The sequence below is a fragment of the Clostridium sp. RTP31139st1_H3_RTP31139_211217 genome (assembly GCF_040227035.1).
Taxonomy (GTDB): Bacteria; Bacillota; Clostridia; order Clostridiales; family Clostridiaceae; genus Clostridium; species Clostridium saudiense.
The window spans coordinates 48,183-68,674 of record NZ_JBCOAB010000017.1 but is presented as its reverse complement, the minus strand read 5'-3'; the positions used below and the strand labels follow the sequence as shown (position 1 = coordinate 68,674).

Sequence of the window (20,492 nt, the reverse complement as noted above, 5' to 3'; positions counted from 1 at the left end):
GGGTATTATTTAGTCTCGCAAACTTATTGTATTTCCTTAGGTTGAGAAGAGCAATGTTCATATAACTTAACAGATCGAAAACAAATGTTAAGGGGATATATGAAAGAAAATAGTATTAGAGAATATGAAAAGAAAAGTAGAAGATATATTTTATATATGTTAATTGGAACGGTATTATTTTTATGTTTTTCCATTGTTGGTATAGAAATATTAGATATAAATAATCTAAAAAGCACTATAATTATACAAGATATTAATACAATTAATGTATTACTTGGATTAATAGCAATTCCATGTTGTTTGTTATATTATTATATGTACAAAAATAATGAGTTTTTTATTTTGAAATTATCATATATAAGTATATTTATTGAATATATTTTTGTAAATTTTATAATTGAAAATATTGGATTAAGTGCGCATTTAATAACATTTCCATTTGTAGTAAGAATATTTTTACTTACTATTGCAATATTAAGCGAAAGTAAATATGCATATAAAATTGTTAGTAGAAAGAAACTTTCTGTAATATTGATTGTTTTAATAAATATTATAGGGACATTTATAGAAGTGAAATTAAATTTAAGCAATATATTTTCAATAAAAAGTATTAATTTTTGGAATATAATTCAATGTAGTTTGCTAATTTATTATGTAATATTATTACTTATCCTAGTAAAAAGGTGTATAAGAAAAAGTGAGTTTATTTACACTATATTTATTACTACGATAAGTATATTTACAATTAGAAGAATTTTTTATTTAAATATTTTCTCTAAATATGCAGAGAAAGTATTAGTTTATAATAGATTTTTAAGTACTATAGCATATTTAATTTTACTTGTTGGATTATATATTGAAGTTGTTAGAAGAATAGAAGTAAGTAATAAATTAAATAATCAAGTAAACAATTTAAAAGACTTTCAAAAAAAATATAATGAAATTAAAGGGATTGAAAAAGCAAAGACTCAGTTCTTTGCAAATTTATCACATGAAATTAAAACACCTATTAATATAATTTATTCATGTTTTCAATTACTTGAAATTAGCAAAAGCCAAGGTGAAAATGCTTTATGGAAAGCTTATTGCAAATATGATGGAACTATAAAACAAAATTGCTTTAGATTATTAAGATTAGTAAATAATCTTGTTGATATTACAAAGATAGATTCTGGATTTATGAATCTTAACTTTGGAAATTATGAAATCATCAGTTTAGTAGAGGATATTACGTTGTCAATTATTCCTTATGTTGAAGCAAAAAATATTAATGTTTTATTTGATACATACGTTGAAGAACTTATAATAAAATGTGATCCTGAAAGTATAGAGAGAGTAATTTTAAATTTATTATCTAATTCAGTTAAGTTTACTGATGACAATGGAAACATAAGTGTTTTAATGGATGCGGATGATGAATTTGTTACAATCAGAGTTAAAGATGATGGAAGTGGTATATCAAAAGGAGTTAGTGAGCATATTTTTGAAAGATTTGTTCAAGAAGATAAATCTTTTAATAGAAAGAAAGAAGGAAGTGGAATTGGGCTTTCATTAGTAAAGTCCCTAATAGAACTTCATGAGGGAACAGTTTCTTTAGAAAAGGAAGTTGAAAAAGGTTGTGAGATTGTTATAAAGCTTCCAAATGTAAGAATGGAAGAAGATAATGATAATAATAGTAGGATAATAGATGCAGAAAATAAACCATTAGTACAAAAGATTAATATTGAGTTTTCAGATATTTATGAGTTGTACTAAAAAAGACTGAGTAAGTTTACTCAGTCTTTTTTATGTAAAGATTATCTTATTACATAGAAATATGCTAATACTAATATTCCAAGTACAATTCTATACCATCCAAATACTTTAAAATCATTATTTTTAATATAAGACATAAGGAATTTAATTGCTAGAATTGACACAATAAATGCAACAATCATTCCAACTAATAATATAGTAAGTTCACTTCCAGTCATAACAAAACCAGTCTTTAATCCAAACTTAACAAGTTTTAATGCGCTTGCACCTAACATAACAGGAATAGCAAGGAAGAAAGTGAATTCAGCTGCTACAGTTCTTGAAACACCTATTAATAATGCACCAATTATAGTTGCACCAGAACGAGAAGTACCAGGGAAAACAGCTGCTATTAATTGAAATAAACCTATCATTACGGCAACTGTATATGTTATTTCTGTTAAACTATTTATTTTAGGATTTTTATCCTTATTGTAGTTTTCAATAACAATAAATAGAATACCAAATAAAATTAACATAATTGCAACAGTAGTTGGGTTATAAAATAAAGCATTTAAATAATCATCCCATAAAAGTCCAACGATAGCTGCAGGAACACATGCAATTAATATTTTAACCCACATTATAATTGTATCTTTTTCAACTTTAACACCGTTATCAAATTTAAACGGGAAAATCTTTTTCCAATATAATAAAATAACTGCCAAAATAGCTCCAAGCTGGATAACTACTAAAAACATTTCCATAAATTCTTTTGAAACATTTAGTTTTAAAAATTCGTCAACTAAAATCATGTGACCAGTACTACTAACAGGAAGCCATTCGGTTACCCCTTCAACGATACCGAGAATTATGGCTTTTATAATTTCTAAAAATTCCATTAAATTACCTCCAAAATTTAACCATATAATTTATTACTTTACCATTATATAAAAGATTAACCTTTTAATAAAGGTAAAAAAGTTAAATATCAGAAATTTTTAAGAAAATAAATATGTAATTTTTAAAAATAAGTGTATATACAGAAGTAACATTTAGATAGGTGTTATGGTAAAATATATTTAATTAATTTATAGTTAGGAGGATGGATAATGAAAAGAGTATTGGTTGTAGTAGATTATCAAAAGGATTTTGTAGATGGAGCATTAGGATTTGAAAAAGCTAAAGAAATAGAAGAGGGAATATATGAAAAGGTAAATAGTTATTTGTCAAAAGGAGATAAAGTAGTATTTACATATGATACTCATACAGAGGATTATTTAGCAACTAGAGAAGGTAAGAATTTACCTGTAACACATTGTATTTTAAATACTGAAGGACATGAACTTTATGGAAAACTTAGTGAATTCATTAATAATAAAAATACAATTCATATAAATAAGGGTTCATTTGGTATTTCACCTAGTAAAATAATTGAATTAAGTGAAAAACTTGGAGAAAATATTAATTGTATTGAAATTATCGGTGTAGTAACAAATATTTGTGTAATAAGTAATGTAGTAATGTTTCAATCACAATATACTAATGCAGAAATTTTAGTTGATGCTAAGTTATGTGCGGGATTTAATGAAGAATTACATGAAAAAGCGTTTGATGTTATGGAAGGTATACAGGTAAAAGTAATAAATAGAAAATAGATAAAAGTAGGTATTATTAAAGAAGAGTATTAAGGATATAGATTATGGGTATAGAGTATTAAATAAATACTCTATATCTTTTTTATTGAATAAAAATGGATAAAAATATATTATATAATTAATTTTGTTTTAATGGGGTGAGAAGAATGAAGAGGTTTATTTTATTTAATAGTTTAAATGATGACATAATTATATCTGAAGTGTTAAGTTATTTGGAAGAAGATAATTATGATAAACATCAATATATTTTAAATAGGTTATTAGAAAAGGCTTTGGATTTACCTATTGATGGTGATTTGTTTAAAATGTATTTATGTTATTTAGTAAGACAAGATGAAAATTTATTCACAATAAAATCAGAAAAAGTTGGTAATGAAATTGATAAAAATTTATTTAATATAGCATTAAATGATATAAGAGTAATTAAAAGATTATTTGATATTTCAGAAGAGTTTTGTACACTAAATGATAATAAAATTTCAGATAATGATCCAATTTTTAATATTTTTAAATATAATGAAGATATAAATACCATAGGAAATTTACTAGTAGATTTTTATTATAAAAATGGTGCTGGTATTATGAATTATTATAAAGGATTTAAATGGGACAAAAATAAGGGGCTAATAGGAATAGAAAATTGTGATCCAATTACTTTTGATGAATTAATCGGAAATGAAATGCAATTAAAAATTTTAATTAATAATACAGAAAGTTTTATAAATGGTGAACTTTGCAATAATGTATTATTGTTTGGTGATAGTGGAACAGGAAAATCCTCTTCAGTAAAGGCTATTTTAAATAAATATTATAATAAAAAATTAAGAGTTATTGAATTAAATAAAAAAGATTTTATGGATTTAAACAATATTTTATCTTTAATTAAACATAGAGGTCTTAAATTTATTTTATTTTTAGATGATTTATCTTTTGAAGAGTTTGAATATGAATATAAAAATATGAAAGCATTAATTGAAGGAGGTTTAGAGGTAAGGCCTAAAAATGTTTTAATTTATGCAACATCAAATAGAAAGAATTTAATAAGAGAAGGGTTTAATGATAGACAAGGAGACGAAATTCATGCTAGAGAAACAGTTGAAGAAAAACATTCTTTAGCTGAAAGATTCGGAGTAACATTGACTTTTTCAGTAGGTAATCAAAATGATTATTTGAATACAGTATATAAGTTAGCTGAAATTTATAATATTAATTTACCAAAGGAAACATTAAAAAGAGAAGCAATTAAGTGGGCAGCATTAAGTAGTGGTAGATCTAATAGAGTAGCAAAACAATTTATTATGTCTGTAAATTCATTAGTATAAATAAAAAAGGATGTCATATGACATCCTTTTTGTGGTTGCGGGAGCAGGACTTGAACCTACGACCTTTGGGTTATGAGCCCAACGAGCTACCGACTGCTCCATCCCGCGTTGATATCTTTATTTATATTATTAGTATAAAACTAAAAAATTATGCAGTCAATACATCTGTTAAAAAAAGTAAAAAAACTTTAAAAGTAATATACATAATATTTTACATTTTTTCAATACTAATAAAGAATGAAAAAATTAATTGATAAAAGCCTAAAGTATAAAATTAAAAACTAATGAAAGAGAGGCAAAAATATGAGAAAAATGAAAACTATGGATGGAAATACTGCAGCTGCATATATTTCTTATGCATTTACTGAAGTAAGTTCCATTTATCCTATTACCCCTTCATCTCCAATGGCTGAACATGTAGATGAATGGGTAGCACAAGGAAAGAAAAATATATTTGGTGAGCCAGTTAAAGTTGTAGAAATGCAATCAGAAGCAGGAGCAGCAGGAGCACTTCATGGAATACTTCAAAGTGGAGCATTAGGAACTACATATACTGCATCTCAAGGATTATTACTTATGATTCCGAATATGTATAAGATGGTTGGAGAGAGATTACCAGGAGTAATTCATGTAGCAGCAAGAGCACTTGCAACTTCATCATTAAGTATATTTGGTGATCATCAAGATGTAATGGCTGCAAGAGCTACAGGATGTGCAATGCTTTCAGAAGGATCTGTTCAAGAAGTTATGGATTTATCACCAGTTGCACATTTAACAGCAATAAAAGCCAGAATCCCATTCGTAAACTTTTTTGATGGTTTTAGAGTATCTCATGAAATACAAAAGGTAGAAATTTTAGAATATGATGAATTAGCTAACCTTGTAGATTGTGAAGCAATTGATAAGTTTAGAAAAAATGCATTAAATCCAAGTCATCCAGTAACTAGAGGTACAGCGCAAAACCCAGATGTATACTTCCAATTATGTGAATCACTAAATAAGTATTATGACGATATTCCATCTGTTGTAGAAGAATATATGAGTAAAATTACAGAATTAACAGGTAGAGAATATCATTGCTTTGATTATTATGGAGATAAAGAAGCCGATAGAATTATAATTTCTATGGGAGCAGTAAGTGAAGTTGTAGAAGAAACAATTGATTATTTAATGAATAAAGGTGAAAAAGTTGGATTAGTAAAAGTAAGGTTATATAGACCTTTTAGTATTGAAAGATTATTAAATACTATTCCAAGTACAGTTAAAAAAATTGCTGTATTAGATAAAACAAAAGAACCAGGATCAATTGGTGAACCACTATATTTAGATGTATTAAGAGCAGTAAATGAAATGGATAACCCTCCAAAGGTAATAGGGGGAAGATTTGGATTAGGTTCTAAAGATCCATATCCAGCAGATATAGCTGCAGTTTATGAAAATTTAAAGAGTAATAATCCAAAGAATGGATTTACAATAGGAATTACTGATGATGTAACTAACTTATCATTAGCATCTGACAAAGAAATAGATGTAGCAGTTGAAGGAACAACAGCATGTAAGTTCTGGGGACTTGGATCAGATGGTACAGTTGGAGCTAATAAGAGCGCAATTAAAATAATTGGTGATCATACAAATATGTATGCTCAAGGTTATTTTGCGTATGATTCAAAGAAATCTGGGGGAATAACTATTTCACATTTAAGATTTGGTAAAAATCCAATAAAGGCTCATTATGAAATAGATAAAGCAGATTTTGTAGCATGTCATAATCAATCATATGTATATTCATATGATGTTTTGGAAGGATTAAGAAAAAATGGTGTATTTGTATTAAATACAATTTGGACTAAAGAAGAGTTAGATGAAAAATTACCAGCTAAAATGAAAAAATATATTGCTAAAAATAATATTAATTTCTATACAATAAATGCAGTAAAAATAGCTCAAGAAATAGGACTTGGAGGAAGAATTAATATGATAATGCAAGCAGCATTCTTTAAGCTTGCTAATATTATTCCAGTTGATGAAGCTATTAAATATTTAAAGGAAGCAGTAGTTACTTCATATGGTAAAAAAGGTGAAAAAGTAGTAAATATGAATTATGCTGCTATTGATAAGGGATTAGAATCATTAGTTAAGATAGATGTGCCAGAATCATGGAAATCAGCTACTGGAGATGAACAAAAAGAAAATATATCTGTTCCTGACTTTGTTAAAAATATATGTATTCCTATGAATAAGCTTGAAGGTAATAATTTACCTGTATCAGCTTTTGTAAATAATAATATAGAAGATGGTACTTTTATGCATGGAACTACTAAATATGAGAAGAGAGGAATAGCAGTAAATGTTCCAGAATGGATTCCAGAGAGATGTATACAATGTAATCAATGCTCATATGTATGTCCTCATGCATGCATTAGACCATTCTTATCTACAGAAGATGAATTAAAGAATGCACCACAAAGCTTTAAAAAACTTCAAGCTAAAGGTGTTAAGGGAGATGTACCTTATTTCTATACAATAGGAGTTACACCACTTGATTGTACAGGATGTTCTAACTGCGCAGAAGTTTGTCCAGCACCAGGTAAAGCGCTTATTATGAAACCATTTGATTCCCAACATGATCAAATAGAAGCTTGGAATTATGCTGTAGAGGATATAAAGAATAAGAAGAATCCTATGAATAAGAATACAGTTAAGGGAAGTCAATTTGAACAACCACTTTTAGAATTCTCAGGAGCATGTGCAGGTTGCGGAGAAACACCATATGCTAAATTAGTTACTCAATTATTTGGAGATAGAATGGTAATTGCAAATGCAACAGGATGTTCTTCAATATGGGCATCTTCAGGTGCAGCAACAGCATATACAAAGAACCAAGAAGGTCATGGGCCTGCATGGGCTAATTCATTATTTGAGGATAATGCAGAATATGGGCTTGGAATGTTTATGGGGGCAAAGACAATAAGAGAAAGAATTGCTTCTAATATTAAGAAAGCATTGGATGAAAATTTATGTAGTAATGCAAAAGAAGCAATGGAAGATTGGTTAAATAATAAAGACATAGGTGAAGGATCTAGAGAAAGGGCAGAAAAATTAGAAACTGCATTACAAGGATGTAGTGATGAAATTGCAAAAGAAATATTAAAAGATAAGGAATTCTTTATTAAGAGATCACAATGGATATTTGGTGGAGATGGTTGGGCTTACGATATTGGGTATGGTGGTCTAGATCATGTACTTGCAAGCAATGAAGATGTAAATGTTCTTGTATTTGATACAGAAATTTATTCAAATACTGGAGGTCAAGCATCTAAAGCAACTCCAACTGCGGCAATAGCTAAATTTGCAGCTTCAGGAAAGAGAACAAAGAAAAAAGATTTAGGTATGATGGCAATGAGTTATGGTTATGTATATGTAGCTCAAGTTTCTTTGGGAGCTGATAAAAATCAAACAATAAAAGCAATAACAGAAGCTGAAAGCTATAATGGACCATCATTAATAATTGCATATGCACCATGTATTAGTCATGGAATTAAGAAAGGTATGACTAATACACCAGATGAACAAAAGAAAGCTGTTGATTGTGGTTACTGGAACCTTTATAGATATAATCCAACATTAAAGGGTGAAAAGAATCCATTTACATTAGATTCTAAAGAACCAAAATCAGATTTTAGAGATTTCTTAATGGGAGAAGTAAGATATGCAGCATTAGCTAAAGTATTCCCAGAGCTAGCAGAAGAATTATTTGCTAAGACAGAAAAGGATGCTAAGGAAAGATTTGAAAACTATAAAAAGTTATCACAAGAATAAGATAAAAGAGCTGAATTTATAAATTCAGCTCTTTTATCTTTTTATTAAATTTTGAATATACAGTATTTATTATGTAAGGTTCATTACAGTGAATGTCTAGCTCATTGATAGGTAGCCATTTAACACCACTAGTTTCTTCTTCATTGACAATTAGTTTATCTTCTTCATTAGCTTCCAATAGATAAGCAACAGATAAATGCAAATGAGATGATACATATTTACCTTTTTTTATATGACCGTTAACATTAAGTACATCTAATCCAAGTATATTAGTCATAACAGGAGTTACGCTTTTAAGACCTGTTTCTTCTTTAGCTTCTTTTATAGCAACGTGTAGTAAATCAGAATCACCATCTGCGTGACCACCGGTCCATGCCCAGCTCTTATAAATATTATGATAAATCATTAACACCTTTGTTCTTGATTTGTTTACTATATATCCTGAGCTAGTTATATGAGCAATTGTATTTTCTCTTGTTAATATATCATCGTGAAGATTTATACATTTTAGTATTAAATCTTTATCTTTAGCTTCTTGTTCGTTATAAGGTTTATAATTTTTTATATCTTCAATCCAATTCATAATATTAACCCTTTCAAAATTAAAATATACTAAATATAATATCATACATGGTAAGAAAAAAGAATTAGAATATTTATTGGATTGTAATAGATATTAGTTTAAAATTATTATATAAGTTAATTTCAAAGGGGAAAGATTAAAATGGATAATAATATAAAGTGGGTTAATGAAGTGAAAATTAATAGAACAATAGAAGCATTAAGAAAAAATAATATGGAGAGTTTTTTTATTAATACACAAGATGAATTGATTAATAAAATAAAAGAATTAGTTAAAGAAAATAGCAAAGTCACAGTTGGCGGTTCTATGAGTTTATTTGAAACGAAGATTATAAACCATTTAAGAAGTGGAAGATATGAATTTTTAGATAGATATAAAGAAGGATTGAAGCCAGAAGAAATAAAGCAGATATATAGAGAAGCATTCTTTTGTGATGCTTATTTTACAAGTACAAATGCAATAACAGAAGATGGAGAATTATATAATGTTGATGGAAATGGGAATAGAGTTGCTGCGATGTTATATGGTCCAGATAAAGTAATAGTTATTGCTGGTGTAAATAAGATAGTGAAGAATATTAATGAGGCAATTTCAAGAGTAGAAAATCTTGCAGCACCAGCTAATGCAAAGAGATTAAATAGAAAAACACCTTGTGTAATTACAGGAAAATGTATGAATTGCAATAGTCCAGAAAGAATTTGTAGAGAATATACAGTAATAAGAAAGCCAGCACCAAATAGAATTTTTATATTGTTACTTAATGAGAACTACGGATATTAAGAGAGTTAAGAGTTAAGGAAGAAATTCAGCTTAGGCTGAATTTCTAAATTTAAAAGAAACTCCGAAAGGAGTTTCTACATAAACTATAAACTATTAACTAATCAAGGGTATTCTAAAATTTGTACAGTAACTTGTCTTCTTCCCCATGACATACATTCTTCATAACTATTAAGATATACATCGATAATATTACCCTTAATAGCGCCACCAGTGTCAGCAGCAATAGCAAGTCCATATCCTGAAACATAAACTTTAGAGCCAAGTGGTATTACATTTGGATCAACGGCAATAGTACTTATACCGTCTGGATTTCTAACAGGTTTTAAGCCAGAAGCCGTTATACCATGTCCATAATAGGCAGTAGATTCCATAGATAATGTTTTAATTGCTTCTCCAACAGTAGTACCTGTCGTTGGTATAGATGGAGCGTTAAGCTCAGATATTTTTGCTTTAGCATTGCTAATACCTTCTTTAGCCATATTAATAGTTGTTGAACTATTTAATAATGGAATGTAAGAGTTTAATGTATCGATAGCACTTTGCAATTCAGATACAGAAGCAGAAGAAGAGTTAGCAATAGATAATGGCTTTGATATTAATAGCTTTTCATTTTCTTCTATAACTGAAAAAACTGCTTCCTTTTCAGAGTTTAATTGTTCAACATATTGTTCTTGTTCAGCCTTTTTATCTTCGATAGTTTTTAAATCTTCTTCAATAGTGTTTTTTAATAACACTAACTCTGAATTTTTTGTATTTAATGTTTCAATAGTAAGGTCTAATTCTACTTTTTTCTCATTTATATTAGAAAGTATTTGCTTGTCCGTAGAAACTATTTTTGAGATAGCTTGTACCTTAGAAAATAAATCAGATATACTTTTAGAAGTAATTATACTAACTAAAATATTAGAAGTCATATTTGTTTTATACATATTTCTTACTCTATTATCTAATACAACTTGTGCTTCATCTATATCTTCTTTTGTTTGTTCTAGTTTAGCTTCCGTTGTTTTTATTTCATCTTCAATATCTTCAATAGCTGCGTTATTTTCATTTAATTTTATTGTTGTTTTATCAATTTCAACATCTAAATCTTCGATTTTAGAATTTAATTCTAAAATTTGATTATCAAGGGTTTGATATTTTTCTAAGTTTTCATTTATCGTATCTTGTGGTGTAGCAGCATGTACAGAGACAAAACTTAATGATGATGTTAATAATGCTGTAGCAAGGGTTAAAGTAATTAACTTTTTAAACAATAAGTGCACCTCCTATAAGAATAATTATTCTTGACGTTACATTACTATAGAAATTTATATATGTCAAATTTACTGCATTAATATGTAAATTATGAGATATTATAATAAAATAAATAACATAATAGTAAAATTAAATATATTATAGCATATATATATGGAAAAAAATAGAATAAAAAGTAGAGAGTGAAATAGGTTGAATTATGATATGAAGTAATATAAAATTTATAAAATAATGCTTAGGAAATAGTTGGAGGTATTTTAATGGATAAGTTATATTATAAAGATCAATATTTAAAAGAATTTACAGCAGAAATACTTGATGTTATAGAAGTTAACGGTACGTTTCATGTAGTTTTAGATAAAACCGCATTTTTCCCAGGGGGAGGAGGTCAGCATTGTGATTTGGGTTACATAGAAAATCATAAGGTAATTGATGTTTTTGAGAAGGATGGATTAATTTATCATGTTACAGAAACAAAGCCAATTAAGATACATAAAGTAAAGTGTAAAATAGATTGGAATAGAAGATTAGATGGAATGCAACAGCACTTAGGACAGCATGTACTTTCAGGATGTTTTTTTACTTTATTTAATGCTAATACAGTTAGTGTTCATGTTGGAAAAGAAATAAGTACTGTAGATATTCAGGGATTTTTAGATGAAGAATCTATACGAAAAGCAGAAAAAATGGCAAATGAAATCATTCAAGAAAATATTGAAGTAGAGTTTTTAACACCTTCAAAAAAGGAGCTAAAAAAGTTAAAGCTTAGACGTGATTTACCTAATACAGATGAGCAAATTAGAATTGTAAAAATTGGTGATTTAGATATTAATGCTTGTTGTGGGGTTCATCCTAGTAAAACATTAGATCTTCAAATAATAAAAATTAGACGTTGGGAAAAGCATAAAGGTGCAACAAGAATAGAATATCTGACTGGAAAAAGGGCTGTTGAAGATTATTTTAGAAAAGATGAATTTAGAAATAAAATTTGTAAATTTTTAAATTGTGGTGAGGAAGATGCAATACATTCAATGAATAAATTATCAAATGAATTAAAAGATATTAAAGAGGAAAATAGAAAAATAAAGCTTGAAATGGCTGATTATCAAATTAAAGAAATGAAAGAAAATGCCATTAAGGTTAATAAATTAAATGTAGTAAAAAAGATTTATAATGATGGAGATTTAAAGTATCTAACAAAAATTGCAGAAAAAATAACATTAGATGATAATATGGTGGTACTATTTGCAATAAAGTTTGAAGATAAGGTTAATTTGATTTTTGCTTGTTCGAAAAATATTAAAGGTTTATCAATGAATGTATTGTTAAAGGATGCAATTACTTTAATAGATGGAAGAGGAGGAGGAAGTAATTTTCTAGCTCAAGGAGGGGGAAAAAATAGTAATAATTTAGATGGGGCAATGGATTATGCACTACGTAAAATAAACACCTTATAAAGTGATGTTCATATAATAGAGTATGAGATATATTCTAAGGAGATATAATTATGGACATAGAAGCTTCAAAAAATGATAATAATTTAGAAGAAGAATCCTATGAAAATTCTATAGAGGCTGAAGATGATGATAATCTAATAGAAGAAGTGGAAACAATACAAGAAGATTATATTACAGATGAATATGATAATGTTATAATTCATGATTCAGATATAGATAATGGTGAAGAAAATTATAACGATGTAGATGAGTTTAAAGCTGAATCTGAAGATAGTTTTTCAGAAAAGGTTGATTCAGAAAATTATTATGAAGATAAGAATTATAGTTCAGAACAAGATAATAGTAGAGTTATTAAAGAAAGAAAAGAAGCTTATGATGAAGGGTATAAAGATGGTTATGAAAAAGGAGCTAAAGATGCAATAAAAGCTGCTTTTAGAGCAGGTTTTAGATATGGTATAAGAAGAAGTAGATATAGCAAATAATTATAATATATGAGTATAGGTATTAAAGTGTATATCAATTAGGATATATATAATACTTATACTTATTTTATTTTTACAAAATAAGAATAATTAAATAATATATAGGAAAAATAAATATTAAGGGATTCAATTAGTGGTATTATCTTAAATAACCTTGGAGGATAATTATAATGAAAAGAAAAATTATAATATATGTACTTTCCATTTTGTATGTTTTCATGATTGGTTGTGATTCTACTGGGACTAAAGAAAACAATGAAGTAAGCAATGAGAAAGATGAGTTTCAAAATACTGAGTTTGTTAAAAATGAAGGAGAATTAACATATGCATTAACTAATGATTATAGCATCACAATTACTGATAATATTACTTCAGATAATCCTCTTATTATAGAAGGTGAATTCTTTAAAACAGATACAACAGAGGAAAATAATGTTGTAAAGGTTGGAAGAAAATTAAACTTATTTAGTAAAGATGAAGATAATAATATAATTAATAATTATGTTTTAGAGGCTCCTAGTTTAACTATACAAAGTGAAAATACCATAATAAAAGGTGGAACTTTTATAGGAGATATTTATATTAAGGCTAAAGGGTTTGAAATTGATAATACTAAAGTAAAAGGGAATTTATATTTTAAAGATGAAGAAACTAAGGGGACATTTATAAAAAGTAATGCTGCTAGTGTGCAAGGAAAAATAAGTGTTGAAAGAAAAGAGAGTTAGCAAATATATGCTAACTTTTATTTTTAGAATATATTTTAAATTAAAATACATAAATATAAATGTAAATGTAATTTAGGAGGTATATAAAAATGATGGATGAAATAAAAAAAGTATTACTGTTTGGTGTTGGAGCTGTTGCGAGTACCTATGATAAAGCCGCAGAAGTTGTTGAGGAATTAGTGAGTAAAGGAAAAATAACAGTTGAAGAAGGAAAAGAACTTGGAGAAGAGTTAAAAAGAACATTTAATGATAAATGTAAACATGAAGAAAAAAATCAAGTATCAACTACAATTAAAGATATGAATATAGAAGCATATAATTATGTAACTAGAGATGAATTTGAAATGTTAAAAGCAAGGGTATATAAAGTTGAAAGTATGTTAAATGACGAGAAAAAGTAAACTTATTAGATAATGGGAGGTAATTATGGAGGGGAGTTCAGTAACTAGATTCAAAGAAATATTAAAAGTATTCACAAATTATGGATTAGGATATTTATTAGGTAAAAAAGAAGAAAAAGAAAAAAAATCCCCTTCAAATCTTAGAAAGGCATTTGAAGAATTAGGACCAACTTTTATAAAAATAGGTCAAATATTAAGCACAAGACAAGAACTTATACCGGAGGAATATATAATAGAGCTATCTAAATTACAAGATAATGTACCAGCTGATGATTTTGTTAACATGTCAAAGGTATTTTATAATGAGTTTAATAAAGATATTGAAGATGAGTTTCTTTATATAGATAAAGTTCCAATAGCCTCTGCTTCAATAGCTCAAGTATATAGAGGGATGCTTAAAAGTGGTGAAGATGTTGTTATTAAAATACAGAGACCTAATATAAAAGAAACTATGAAGATGGATTTTGATATTTTAATTGGATTGAGTGAAAAGTTTACAAAATTTTTTAAGGATACAGTTGTTGATCCTAAAGAAATATTATTAGAAATTAAGGCATCAACTGAAAGAGAATTAAATTTTATTTATGAAGCTGAAAATATTGAGAAATTTCGAGAATTAAATAAGGATAGTGCTTGTATTTATGCTCCTTTTATTATTCATGATTATACAGGTGAAAATGTTTTGACTCAAGAAAATATTGAAGGGTTTAAAGTAAATGATAAAAAATCGATTGAGAGCTTAGGTTATGATAGAGATGATATTGCAAAAAAACTAACTCTTTCATATTTTAAGCAAGTATTGAGAGATGGATTTTTTCATGGAGATCCACATCCAGGCAATATATTAATTCGTGAAGGTAAAATATGTTTTATTGATTTTGGTATTGTAGGAGCATTATCTAAGGAAAAGCAAGAAGAACTAAATTCAGCTATTACAGCAGTGGCAAATGAAGATATAGATAAACTTACTGATTTTGTTATGAATATAGGTATTAAGAATGGTAAAACAGATAGAGAATTACTTTATAAGGATATTGAATACATGTTCAGAAATTACTATACTACTTCATTAAAAAATATAAAAATTTCTGTATTGTTTCAAGAAATGTCCGATATAGCTAAAAGAAATAATTTAAGAATATCTAGTGATTTTACAATGCTTATAAGAACAATGGTTATGGTAGAAGGATTAGTTGCAGAGCTTTCACCTGAATTAAATATTATTAATTTAGTAATACCATATGTTAAAGGATATTATAAAAATTATTTTTTTGAACAATTTGATGTTAATGATTATTTATTGAAAGGATATAAATTAACTAGGGATAGCTTAAATATTCCGTCACGTTTAATTTCTTTAGCAGATACTTTAATAAGAGGAAGAACAAAGATTAACATAGTAATTGAAGATAAAGATAAATATATAGATGTTTTAAATAAAATGGTTAATAGATTATCTTTTGCTTTGGTAATAGCGGGAATGATAGTGGGATCATCTTTAATTATTAACATAAATCCAGCACCGCGTTTATATGGGGTTTCGATTATTGGATTAATTGGATATTTTGGTTCAGCTGTCTTAGGGTTATGGTTACTGATTTCAATAATAAGATCAGGAAGTCTTAAATAATATAATCTTTAAATTAAGTAAATACTAACATTAGTACAAAAGAGAAGGGAAGGAGATTTAGATGCATTATAAAAAGGAATCTTCAGATGTATTGAATGAAGTAGGTAGTAATATAAATGGAATATCTGATCAAGAAGCAAAGATAAGGCTTGAGAAAAATGGATTCAATGAATTAAAAGAAGGAAACAAGGTTCCTATATGGAAAATGTTTTTAGAAAACTTTAAAGATCCATTAGTAATAATATTACTTATTGCGGCAATAGTACAAATTTTTTTAGGTGAATTTGTAGAATCTCTTATCATATTTGTAGTAGTAATTTTAAATGCTTTATTAGGAGTGACACAAACTCGAAAAGCAGAAAGTTCACTTGATAGTTTGAAAAAACTATCTTCACCTAATGCAAAGGTGTTAAGAGATGGAAAGAAAAAAACAATACCAGTAAGAGAAATTGTTGTAGGTGATATAGTATTTTTAGAGGCTGGAGATTATATACCAGCAGATGGAAGGTTAATAGAGGCACAAAGTCTAAAGGTTGTAGAAGGAATGCTTACTGGAGAAGCAGAAGCAGTTTTAAAGCATAGCGACAAAATAGAAGAAGAGGTTGGTATTGGCGATCAAAGAAATATGGTTTTTAGTGGTGCTACAGTAGTATATGGTAGAGGAACTTTAGTTGTTACAGAAACAGGAATGAATACTGAGGTAGGAAAAGTTGCTACATTATTAGAAAGTGCGGGTAATAAACAAACACCACTTCAAGAAAAGTTAGATGATTTTGGCAAAAAGCTAGGTATAATAATTATGATATTAGCAGCAGCCATTTTTATTATCCAAGTAATTAGAGGGTATATTGATGGTGAAAATATGAAAAATCTAATATTTAATTCATTTATGTTTGCTATTGCCGTTGCTGTTGCAGCAATTCCAGAAGCTTTATCATCAATAGTTACAATTGTATTAGCTGTTGGTACAAAAGATATGGCTAAAAAGCAAGCAATAATAAGAAAATTGCCAGCGGTAGAGACACTAGGATCTACAAGTGTTATTTGTACAGATAAAACAGGAACATTAACGCAAAATAAAATGACAGTTGTTGACTTTTTTATGTATGGAGTAAATAAAGCTAAAGTAGAAGAAAAAAATAATAATTCAAGCCAAGTTGAGGCTATGGATTTGTCATCTACACTTTGCAATGATTCTGAAGTAACAGAAACTGGAAAAGAAATTGGAGATCCAACTGAAATAGCATTATTAAGGTTTGCTGAAAAGAGAGGAATTGATTATAAAGAGTTACGAGAAAAATATGATAGGTTAAGTGAAATACCATTTGATTCTGATAGAAAATTAATGTCTACTGTTAACTCTATTAACGGAAATGCAATTATGTTTACAAAAGGAGCTCCGGATGTTGTTTTTGCAAGATCTAATACAGTTCTTAATAATGGTGAAGTAGAAGAAATGACGGAAGAAATTAAAAATGAATATAGAAAGGTGAATGAAGATTTTTCAAATAGAGCATTAAGAGTATTGGCATTTGCAGTTAAAGATGTTCCTGACGAAAATTTTGTTCCTTGTTTAGAAGATGAAACTGAAATGACCTTAGTAGGACTTATGGCTATGATAGATCCACCAAGAGAACAAGTTTATGATGCTGTTAAGGAAGCAACTGGTGCAGGAATAAAAACAGTAATGATCACGGGAGATCATAAAACAACAGCTTCTGCTATAGCAAGAGAGATAGGAATAATGAGTGAAGATGATATTTCTTTAACTGGAAAAGAATTAGATGAATTATCAGATATAGAGCTTAAAGAAAAGCTTGAGCATATTACAGTTTATGCTAGGGTATCACCAGAAAATAAAATACGTATAGTAAAAGCTTGGCAGGAAAAAGGATATATTACTGCTATGACTGGTGATGGAGTTAATGATGCTCCAGCTTTAAAACAAGCAAATATAGGTATAGGTATGGGTAGTGGAACAGATGTAGCAAAGGATGCATCAGCTATGATTTTAACAGATGATAATTTTGCAACTATTGTATCTGCAGTTGAAATTGGTAGAACAGTTTATAGCAATATTAAAAAAGCAATTACATATTTATTCGCAGGAAATTTAGGAGCAATAATTGCTATTTTATTTGCTGTATTTGTAAATTGGTCAAATCCATTTTCCGCATTACAATTACTATTTATAAATTTGATAAATGACTCTTTGCCTGCAATTGCTTTAGGATTAGAAATGGCTGAGCCTAATATAATGAAAGAAAAACCAAGGGATGTTAACGAGGGAATATTAGCTGGTGGAACATGGCAAGCAGTTATAACAAGAGGAATAATAATAGGGGTTTTTGTTATACTTGCACAATATGTTGGAAATTTAACATCGCCAATGTTAGGAGAAGCAATGGCATTTTCAACTGTAACTCTTGCAAGAATTTTTCAAACATTACCTGCAAGATCAAATTATGAACCAGTGCTTAAGGTAGGACTATTTAAAAATAAATACGTTATAGGTGCAATAATAGTATGTTTGTGCTTATATAGTATTGTATTAATACCAGGAGTAAGAGGGATTTTTGATATACCAGATAGCTTTGGTTTATTACAATTAGGAATTTGCTTAGCTTTTGCAATAATTTCAGCATTGATTATGGATATAAGTAAACTATTTAAAAGAAAGTAATAAAAAGATAAGGCTGATGCTTGACATCAGCCTTGTTTTTTTATTTTAAAACTTTATTTGCAAATTCTAATCCAAAATCATAAGCAGATTTTAAGTTTTCTTCACTAGGTCTAAATACTATACCTAGTGGTTCACATACTACATTAAATTTAAGTTGTTTATATCTTTCGTTAATATTTTTAAGAGCTTCTCCACTCCAACCATATGATCCAAAGCAACTTGCTGGTAATCCTTTATGAATTACTGGATTTAATGAAGATAAAATAGTCCATATTTGTGGTAAAGTATCAGATAATAATGTAGGAGAACCTAGTAATAAACCACTACATTGATTAATTTCATTTAATACTTCATTCATGTCTGCTGTAACTAAGTTATACATTAAAATATCAACATCAAAGTTTGAAGCTTCAATACCTCTTTTTATTTCTTTAGCAATTTCTTCAGTATATCCGTATGCAGTAACATATGGTATTACTATGCTTTGTTTTTCTCTTTTTGTTGGTTGACACCATTCTCTATAAAGATTAACAAACTTTTCAATATTAGTATGATCTAATACTAATCCATGTCCAGGACAAATGTACTTTAAGTTTAAATCCTTAATTTTATCAAGTGCTTTAAGCATAAAAGGTTTGAATGGTCCCATAATCATTCTAAAGTAATAATTATAAGCTTCTATATAGTCATCTTCTTTGCTATCTTCAATTGCACTTTTTAAAACACGTTCATCGCAATAATGAGCACCAAAAGAATCACAAGTAATTAATGTTTCATCTTCTATTACGTATGTGTACATTGTATCAGGCCAATGTAATTGAGGGGCACTAATAAATTTTAAAGTTTTATTACCTAAAGATAATGTTTCCCCATCTTTAACTACTTTACTTTTGAAAGGTTTATTAATAATTTCACTTAAATATTTAATAGCTAAAGTGCTTCCAACTACAGTAGCATTAGGAGCATACTCAAGTATTTTTTCAACTGATCCAGCATGATCAGGTTCTGTATGATTAACAACAACGTAATTTATATCCTCTAAATTCACAATAGAGCGAATTTTATCTAAATGTTCATCAAAGAATTTTTCTTTTACAGTTTCAAACAATGCAATTCCATCAGAACCCTTTAAAAGATAAGAGTTGTAAGATGTTCCAAATTTAGTTTCCATTATTATGTCAAAAATTCTTAGGTTTGGGTCAAGGGCTCCTACCCAAAATAGGTCTTCAGTTATTTTGAATGTATTAGACATGTAAAAATCTCCTTTTTTTTATTTATTATTAAATACCTCTATGGTCTATAATAATAATTATAATCTATCAATAACTATTGTCAATAAATAAACAAAGCAAGTGAATCAGTTTAACAGATTTATTTTAGTATTTGCAATAAAATATTAATATATTATAAATTAAAAGAAACTAGCTAACTCAATTACAATTTGCTGTTAGCTAATTTCTTTTAATTTTTTGTATTAGAGTATTCAACTCCATATGAATACATAGATTCAAGAAGAGGAATTATTTTTTTGCCGATATCAGTAAGTCCATATTCTACTTTAGGTGGAACAACAGGATAAACTTTTCTAAATATAAGATTATCTTCTTCTAAACTTCTTAATTGATTGGTTAGCATTTTCTGCGTTGTACCTGGCAACTTTCGTTTTAATTCGCTAAATCTTAGAGTATCATTACTTAAATACCATAAAATTAAAATTTTCCATTTACCAGATAATATTTTATGAACAAGTATCATTGGACATGTTTCATATTTGGCACAACGATCATTAAGACGGCAATCATTATGAAAAGTAAGTATTTTATTCATGATAACACCTCCTTTATTCGTACAAATATAAATAATAACATAAAACCAAGTATAAAACTATATACTTAGTATCTTTTTTGACACTATATATAAAAAAAGTGCCTTCTTGTAGAAAAATAACATAAAGAGTAATA

Annotated in this window: 16 protein-coding genes and 1 tRNA gene; 11 read left to right on the top strand and 6 right to left on the bottom strand. The window is 27.8% G+C overall.

Annotation, left to right across the window (positions count from 1 at the left end; translation table 11 throughout):
* Nucleotides 1-99: 99 nt before the first annotated feature.
* Nucleotides 100-1,755 (top strand): sensor histidine kinase, encoded by a 1,656-nt coding sequence (locus ABUA17_RS09245; protein ID WP_195951725.1) that lies wholly within the window; start codon nucleotides 100-102, stop codon nucleotides 1,753-1,755.
* Between the two features lie 41 nt (nucleotides 1,756-1,796).
* Here the strand turns inward: ABUA17_RS09245 and ABUA17_RS09240 are convergent, their stop codons facing one another.
* Nucleotides 1,797-2,636 (bottom strand): undecaprenyl-diphosphate phosphatase, encoded by an 840-nt coding sequence (locus tag ABUA17_RS09240; protein WP_195951724.1) that lies wholly within the window; start codon nucleotides 2,634-2,636, stop codon nucleotides 1,797-1,799.
* Between the two features lie 210 nt (nucleotides 2,637-2,846).
* On the opposite strand from ABUA17_RS09240, the gene ABUA17_RS09235 reads away from it, so the two are divergent.
* Together ABUA17_RS09235 and ABUA17_RS09230 are read left to right on the top strand one after the other, a co-directional pair.
* A complete protein-coding gene (locus ABUA17_RS09235; protein WP_042394785.1) occupies nucleotides 2,847-3,392 on the top strand; it encodes a cysteine hydrolase family protein in 546 nt (181 codons plus the stop codon).
* Nucleotides 3,393-3,538: 146 nt separating this feature from the next.
* The gene (locus ABUA17_RS09230) at nucleotides 3,539-4,714 is read left to right on the top strand and encodes an ATP-binding protein (protein ID WP_042394782.1); all 1,176 of its coding nucleotides are present in this window, start codon (nucleotides 3,539-3,541) and stop codon (nucleotides 4,712-4,714) included.
* A gap of 32 nt (nucleotides 4,715-4,746) precedes the next feature.
* Here the strand turns inward: ABUA17_RS09230 and ABUA17_RS09225 are convergent.
* Nucleotides 4,747-4,822: transfer RNA gene (locus ABUA17_RS09225), tRNA-Met, on the bottom strand.
* A gap of 195 nt (nucleotides 4,823-5,017) precedes the next feature.
* Here ABUA17_RS09225 and nifJ point away from each other — a divergent pair.
* Nucleotides 5,018-8,533: a pyruvate:ferredoxin (flavodoxin) oxidoreductase gene (gene nifJ / locus ABUA17_RS09220; RefSeq protein WP_154820547.1), complete on the top strand. Its 3,516-nt coding sequence runs from the start codon at nucleotides 5,018-5,020 to the stop codon at nucleotides 8,531-8,533.
* Between the two features lie 16 nt (nucleotides 8,534-8,549).
* On the opposite strand, the gene ABUA17_RS09215 is transcribed toward nifJ, so the two are convergent.
* Nucleotides 8,550-9,116, bottom strand: coding sequence for an NUDIX hydrolase (locus ABUA17_RS09215; RefSeq protein WP_195951723.1), 567 nt, complete (start codon nucleotides 9,114-9,116; stop codon nucleotides 8,550-8,552).
* A gap of 141 nt (nucleotides 9,117-9,257) precedes the next feature.
* On the opposite strand from ABUA17_RS09215, the gene ABUA17_RS09210 reads away from it, so the two are divergent.
* On the top strand, nucleotides 9,258-9,896 hold the full coding sequence (locus ABUA17_RS09210; RefSeq protein WP_042394771.1) for a lactate utilization protein: 639 nt from the start codon (nucleotides 9,258-9,260) through the stop codon (nucleotides 9,894-9,896).
* Nucleotides 9,897-9,997: 101 nt separating this feature from the next.
* Here ABUA17_RS09210 and ABUA17_RS09205 read toward each other — a convergent pair whose 3' ends face one another.
* Nucleotides 9,998-11,152 carry a 3D domain-containing protein gene (locus ABUA17_RS09205; protein ID WP_042402889.1) on the bottom strand — a complete coding sequence of 385 codons (1,155 nt, stop codon included), beginning with the start codon at nucleotides 11,150-11,152 and terminating at the stop codon, nucleotides 9,998-10,000.
* Nucleotides 11,153-11,413: 261 nt separating this feature from the next.
* Here ABUA17_RS09205 and ABUA17_RS09200 point away from each other — a divergent pair, with 261 nt between their 5' ends.
* The 6 genes from ABUA17_RS09200 (at nucleotide 11,414) to ABUA17_RS09175 (ending at nucleotide 18,531) form a co-directional block, all read left to right on the top strand.
* Nucleotides 11,414-12,610 (top strand): alanyl-tRNA editing protein, encoded by a 1,197-nt coding sequence (locus tag ABUA17_RS09200; RefSeq protein WP_195951722.1) that lies wholly within the window; start codon nucleotides 11,414-11,416, stop codon nucleotides 12,608-12,610.
* A gap of 50 nt (nucleotides 12,611-12,660) precedes the next feature.
* On the top strand, nucleotides 12,661-13,092 hold the full coding sequence (locus ABUA17_RS09195; protein WP_055276811.1) for a hypothetical protein: 432 nt from the start codon (nucleotides 12,661-12,663) through the stop codon (nucleotides 13,090-13,092).
* A 170-nt stretch (nucleotides 13,093-13,262) separates the two neighbouring features.
* Entirely contained in the window at nucleotides 13,263-13,817 is a 555-nt protein-coding gene (locus ABUA17_RS09190; protein ID WP_195951721.1) for a hypothetical protein, read from the top strand.
* Nucleotides 13,818-13,906: 89 nt separating this feature from the next.
* On the top strand, nucleotides 13,907-14,218 hold the full coding sequence (locus ABUA17_RS09185) for a phasin family protein (RefSeq protein WP_042402897.1): 312 nt from the start codon (nucleotides 13,907-13,909) through the stop codon (nucleotides 14,216-14,218).
* A gap of 25 nt (nucleotides 14,219-14,243) precedes the next feature.
* On the top strand, nucleotides 14,244-15,848 hold the full coding sequence (locus ABUA17_RS09180) for an ABC1 kinase family protein (protein WP_042402900.1): 1,605 nt from the start codon (nucleotides 14,244-14,246) through the stop codon (nucleotides 15,846-15,848).
* A 61-nt stretch (nucleotides 15,849-15,909) separates the two neighbouring features.
* Nucleotides 15,910-18,531, top strand: a complete 2,622-nt coding sequence (locus ABUA17_RS09175; protein ID WP_055276815.1) for a calcium-translocating P-type ATPase, PMCA-type — start codon at nucleotides 15,910-15,912, stop codon at nucleotides 18,529-18,531.
* A 40-nt stretch (nucleotides 18,532-18,571) separates the two neighbouring features.
* On the opposite strand, the gene ABUA17_RS09170 is transcribed toward ABUA17_RS09175, so the two are convergent.
* Entirely contained in the window at nucleotides 18,572-19,783 is a 1,212-nt protein-coding gene (locus ABUA17_RS09170) for an FprA family A-type flavoprotein (protein ID WP_055276817.1), read from the bottom strand.
* Between the two features lie 209 nt (nucleotides 19,784-19,992).
* On the bottom strand, nucleotides 19,993-20,358 hold the full coding sequence (locus ABUA17_RS09165; protein ID WP_052330727.1) for a winged helix-turn-helix transcriptional regulator: 366 nt from the start codon (nucleotides 20,356-20,358) through the stop codon (nucleotides 19,993-19,995).
* Nucleotides 20,359-20,492 lie beyond the last annotated feature (134 nt).

Excerpts from the sequence above, each read along its gene's own strand:
- ABUA17_RS09245 (WP_195951725.1), top strand. The coding sequence starts at position 100 with ATGAAAGAAAATAGTATTAGAGAATATGAAAAGAAAAGTAGAAGATAT.
- ABUA17_RS09240 (WP_195951724.1), bottom strand. The coding sequence starts at position 2,636 with ATGGAATTTTTAGAAATTATAAAAGCCATAATTCTCGGTATCGTTGAA.
- ABUA17_RS09235 (WP_042394785.1), top strand. The coding sequence starts at position 2,847 with ATGAAAAGAGTATTGGTTGTAGTAGATTATCAAAAGGATTTTGTAGAT.
- ABUA17_RS09230 (WP_042394782.1), top strand. The coding sequence starts at position 3,539 with ATGAAGAGGTTTATTTTATTTAATAGTTTAAATGATGACATAATTATA.
- nifJ (WP_154820547.1), top strand. The coding sequence starts at position 5,018 with ATGAGAAAAATGAAAACTATGGATGGAAATACTGCAGCTGCATATATT.
- ABUA17_RS09215 (WP_195951723.1), bottom strand. The coding sequence starts at position 9,116 with ATGAATTGGATTGAAGATATAAAAAATTATAAACCTTATAACGAACAA.
- ABUA17_RS09210 (WP_042394771.1), top strand. The coding sequence starts at position 9,258 with ATGGATAATAATATAAAGTGGGTTAATGAAGTGAAAATTAATAGAACA.
- ABUA17_RS09200 (WP_195951722.1), top strand. The coding sequence starts at position 11,414 with ATGGATAAGTTATATTATAAAGATCAATATTTAAAAGAATTTACAGCA.
- ABUA17_RS09195 (WP_055276811.1), top strand. The coding sequence starts at position 12,661 with ATGGACATAGAAGCTTCAAAAAATGATAATAATTTAGAAGAAGAATCC.
- ABUA17_RS09190 (WP_195951721.1), top strand. The coding sequence starts at position 13,263 with ATGAAAAGAAAAATTATAATATATGTACTTTCCATTTTGTATGTTTTC.
- ABUA17_RS09185 (WP_042402897.1), top strand. The coding sequence starts at position 13,907 with ATGATGGATGAAATAAAAAAAGTATTACTGTTTGGTGTTGGAGCTGTT.
- ABUA17_RS09180 (WP_042402900.1), top strand. The coding sequence starts at position 14,244 with ATGGAGGGGAGTTCAGTAACTAGATTCAAAGAAATATTAAAAGTATTC.
- ABUA17_RS09175 (WP_055276815.1), top strand. The coding sequence starts at position 15,910 with ATGCATTATAAAAAGGAATCTTCAGATGTATTGAATGAAGTAGGTAGT.
- ABUA17_RS09170 (WP_055276817.1), bottom strand. The coding sequence starts at position 19,783 with ATGTCTAATACATTCAAAATAACTGAAGACCTATTTTGGGTAGGAGCC.
- ABUA17_RS09165 (WP_052330727.1), bottom strand. The coding sequence starts at position 20,358 with ATGAATAAAATACTTACTTTTCATAATGATTGCCGTCTTAATGATCGT.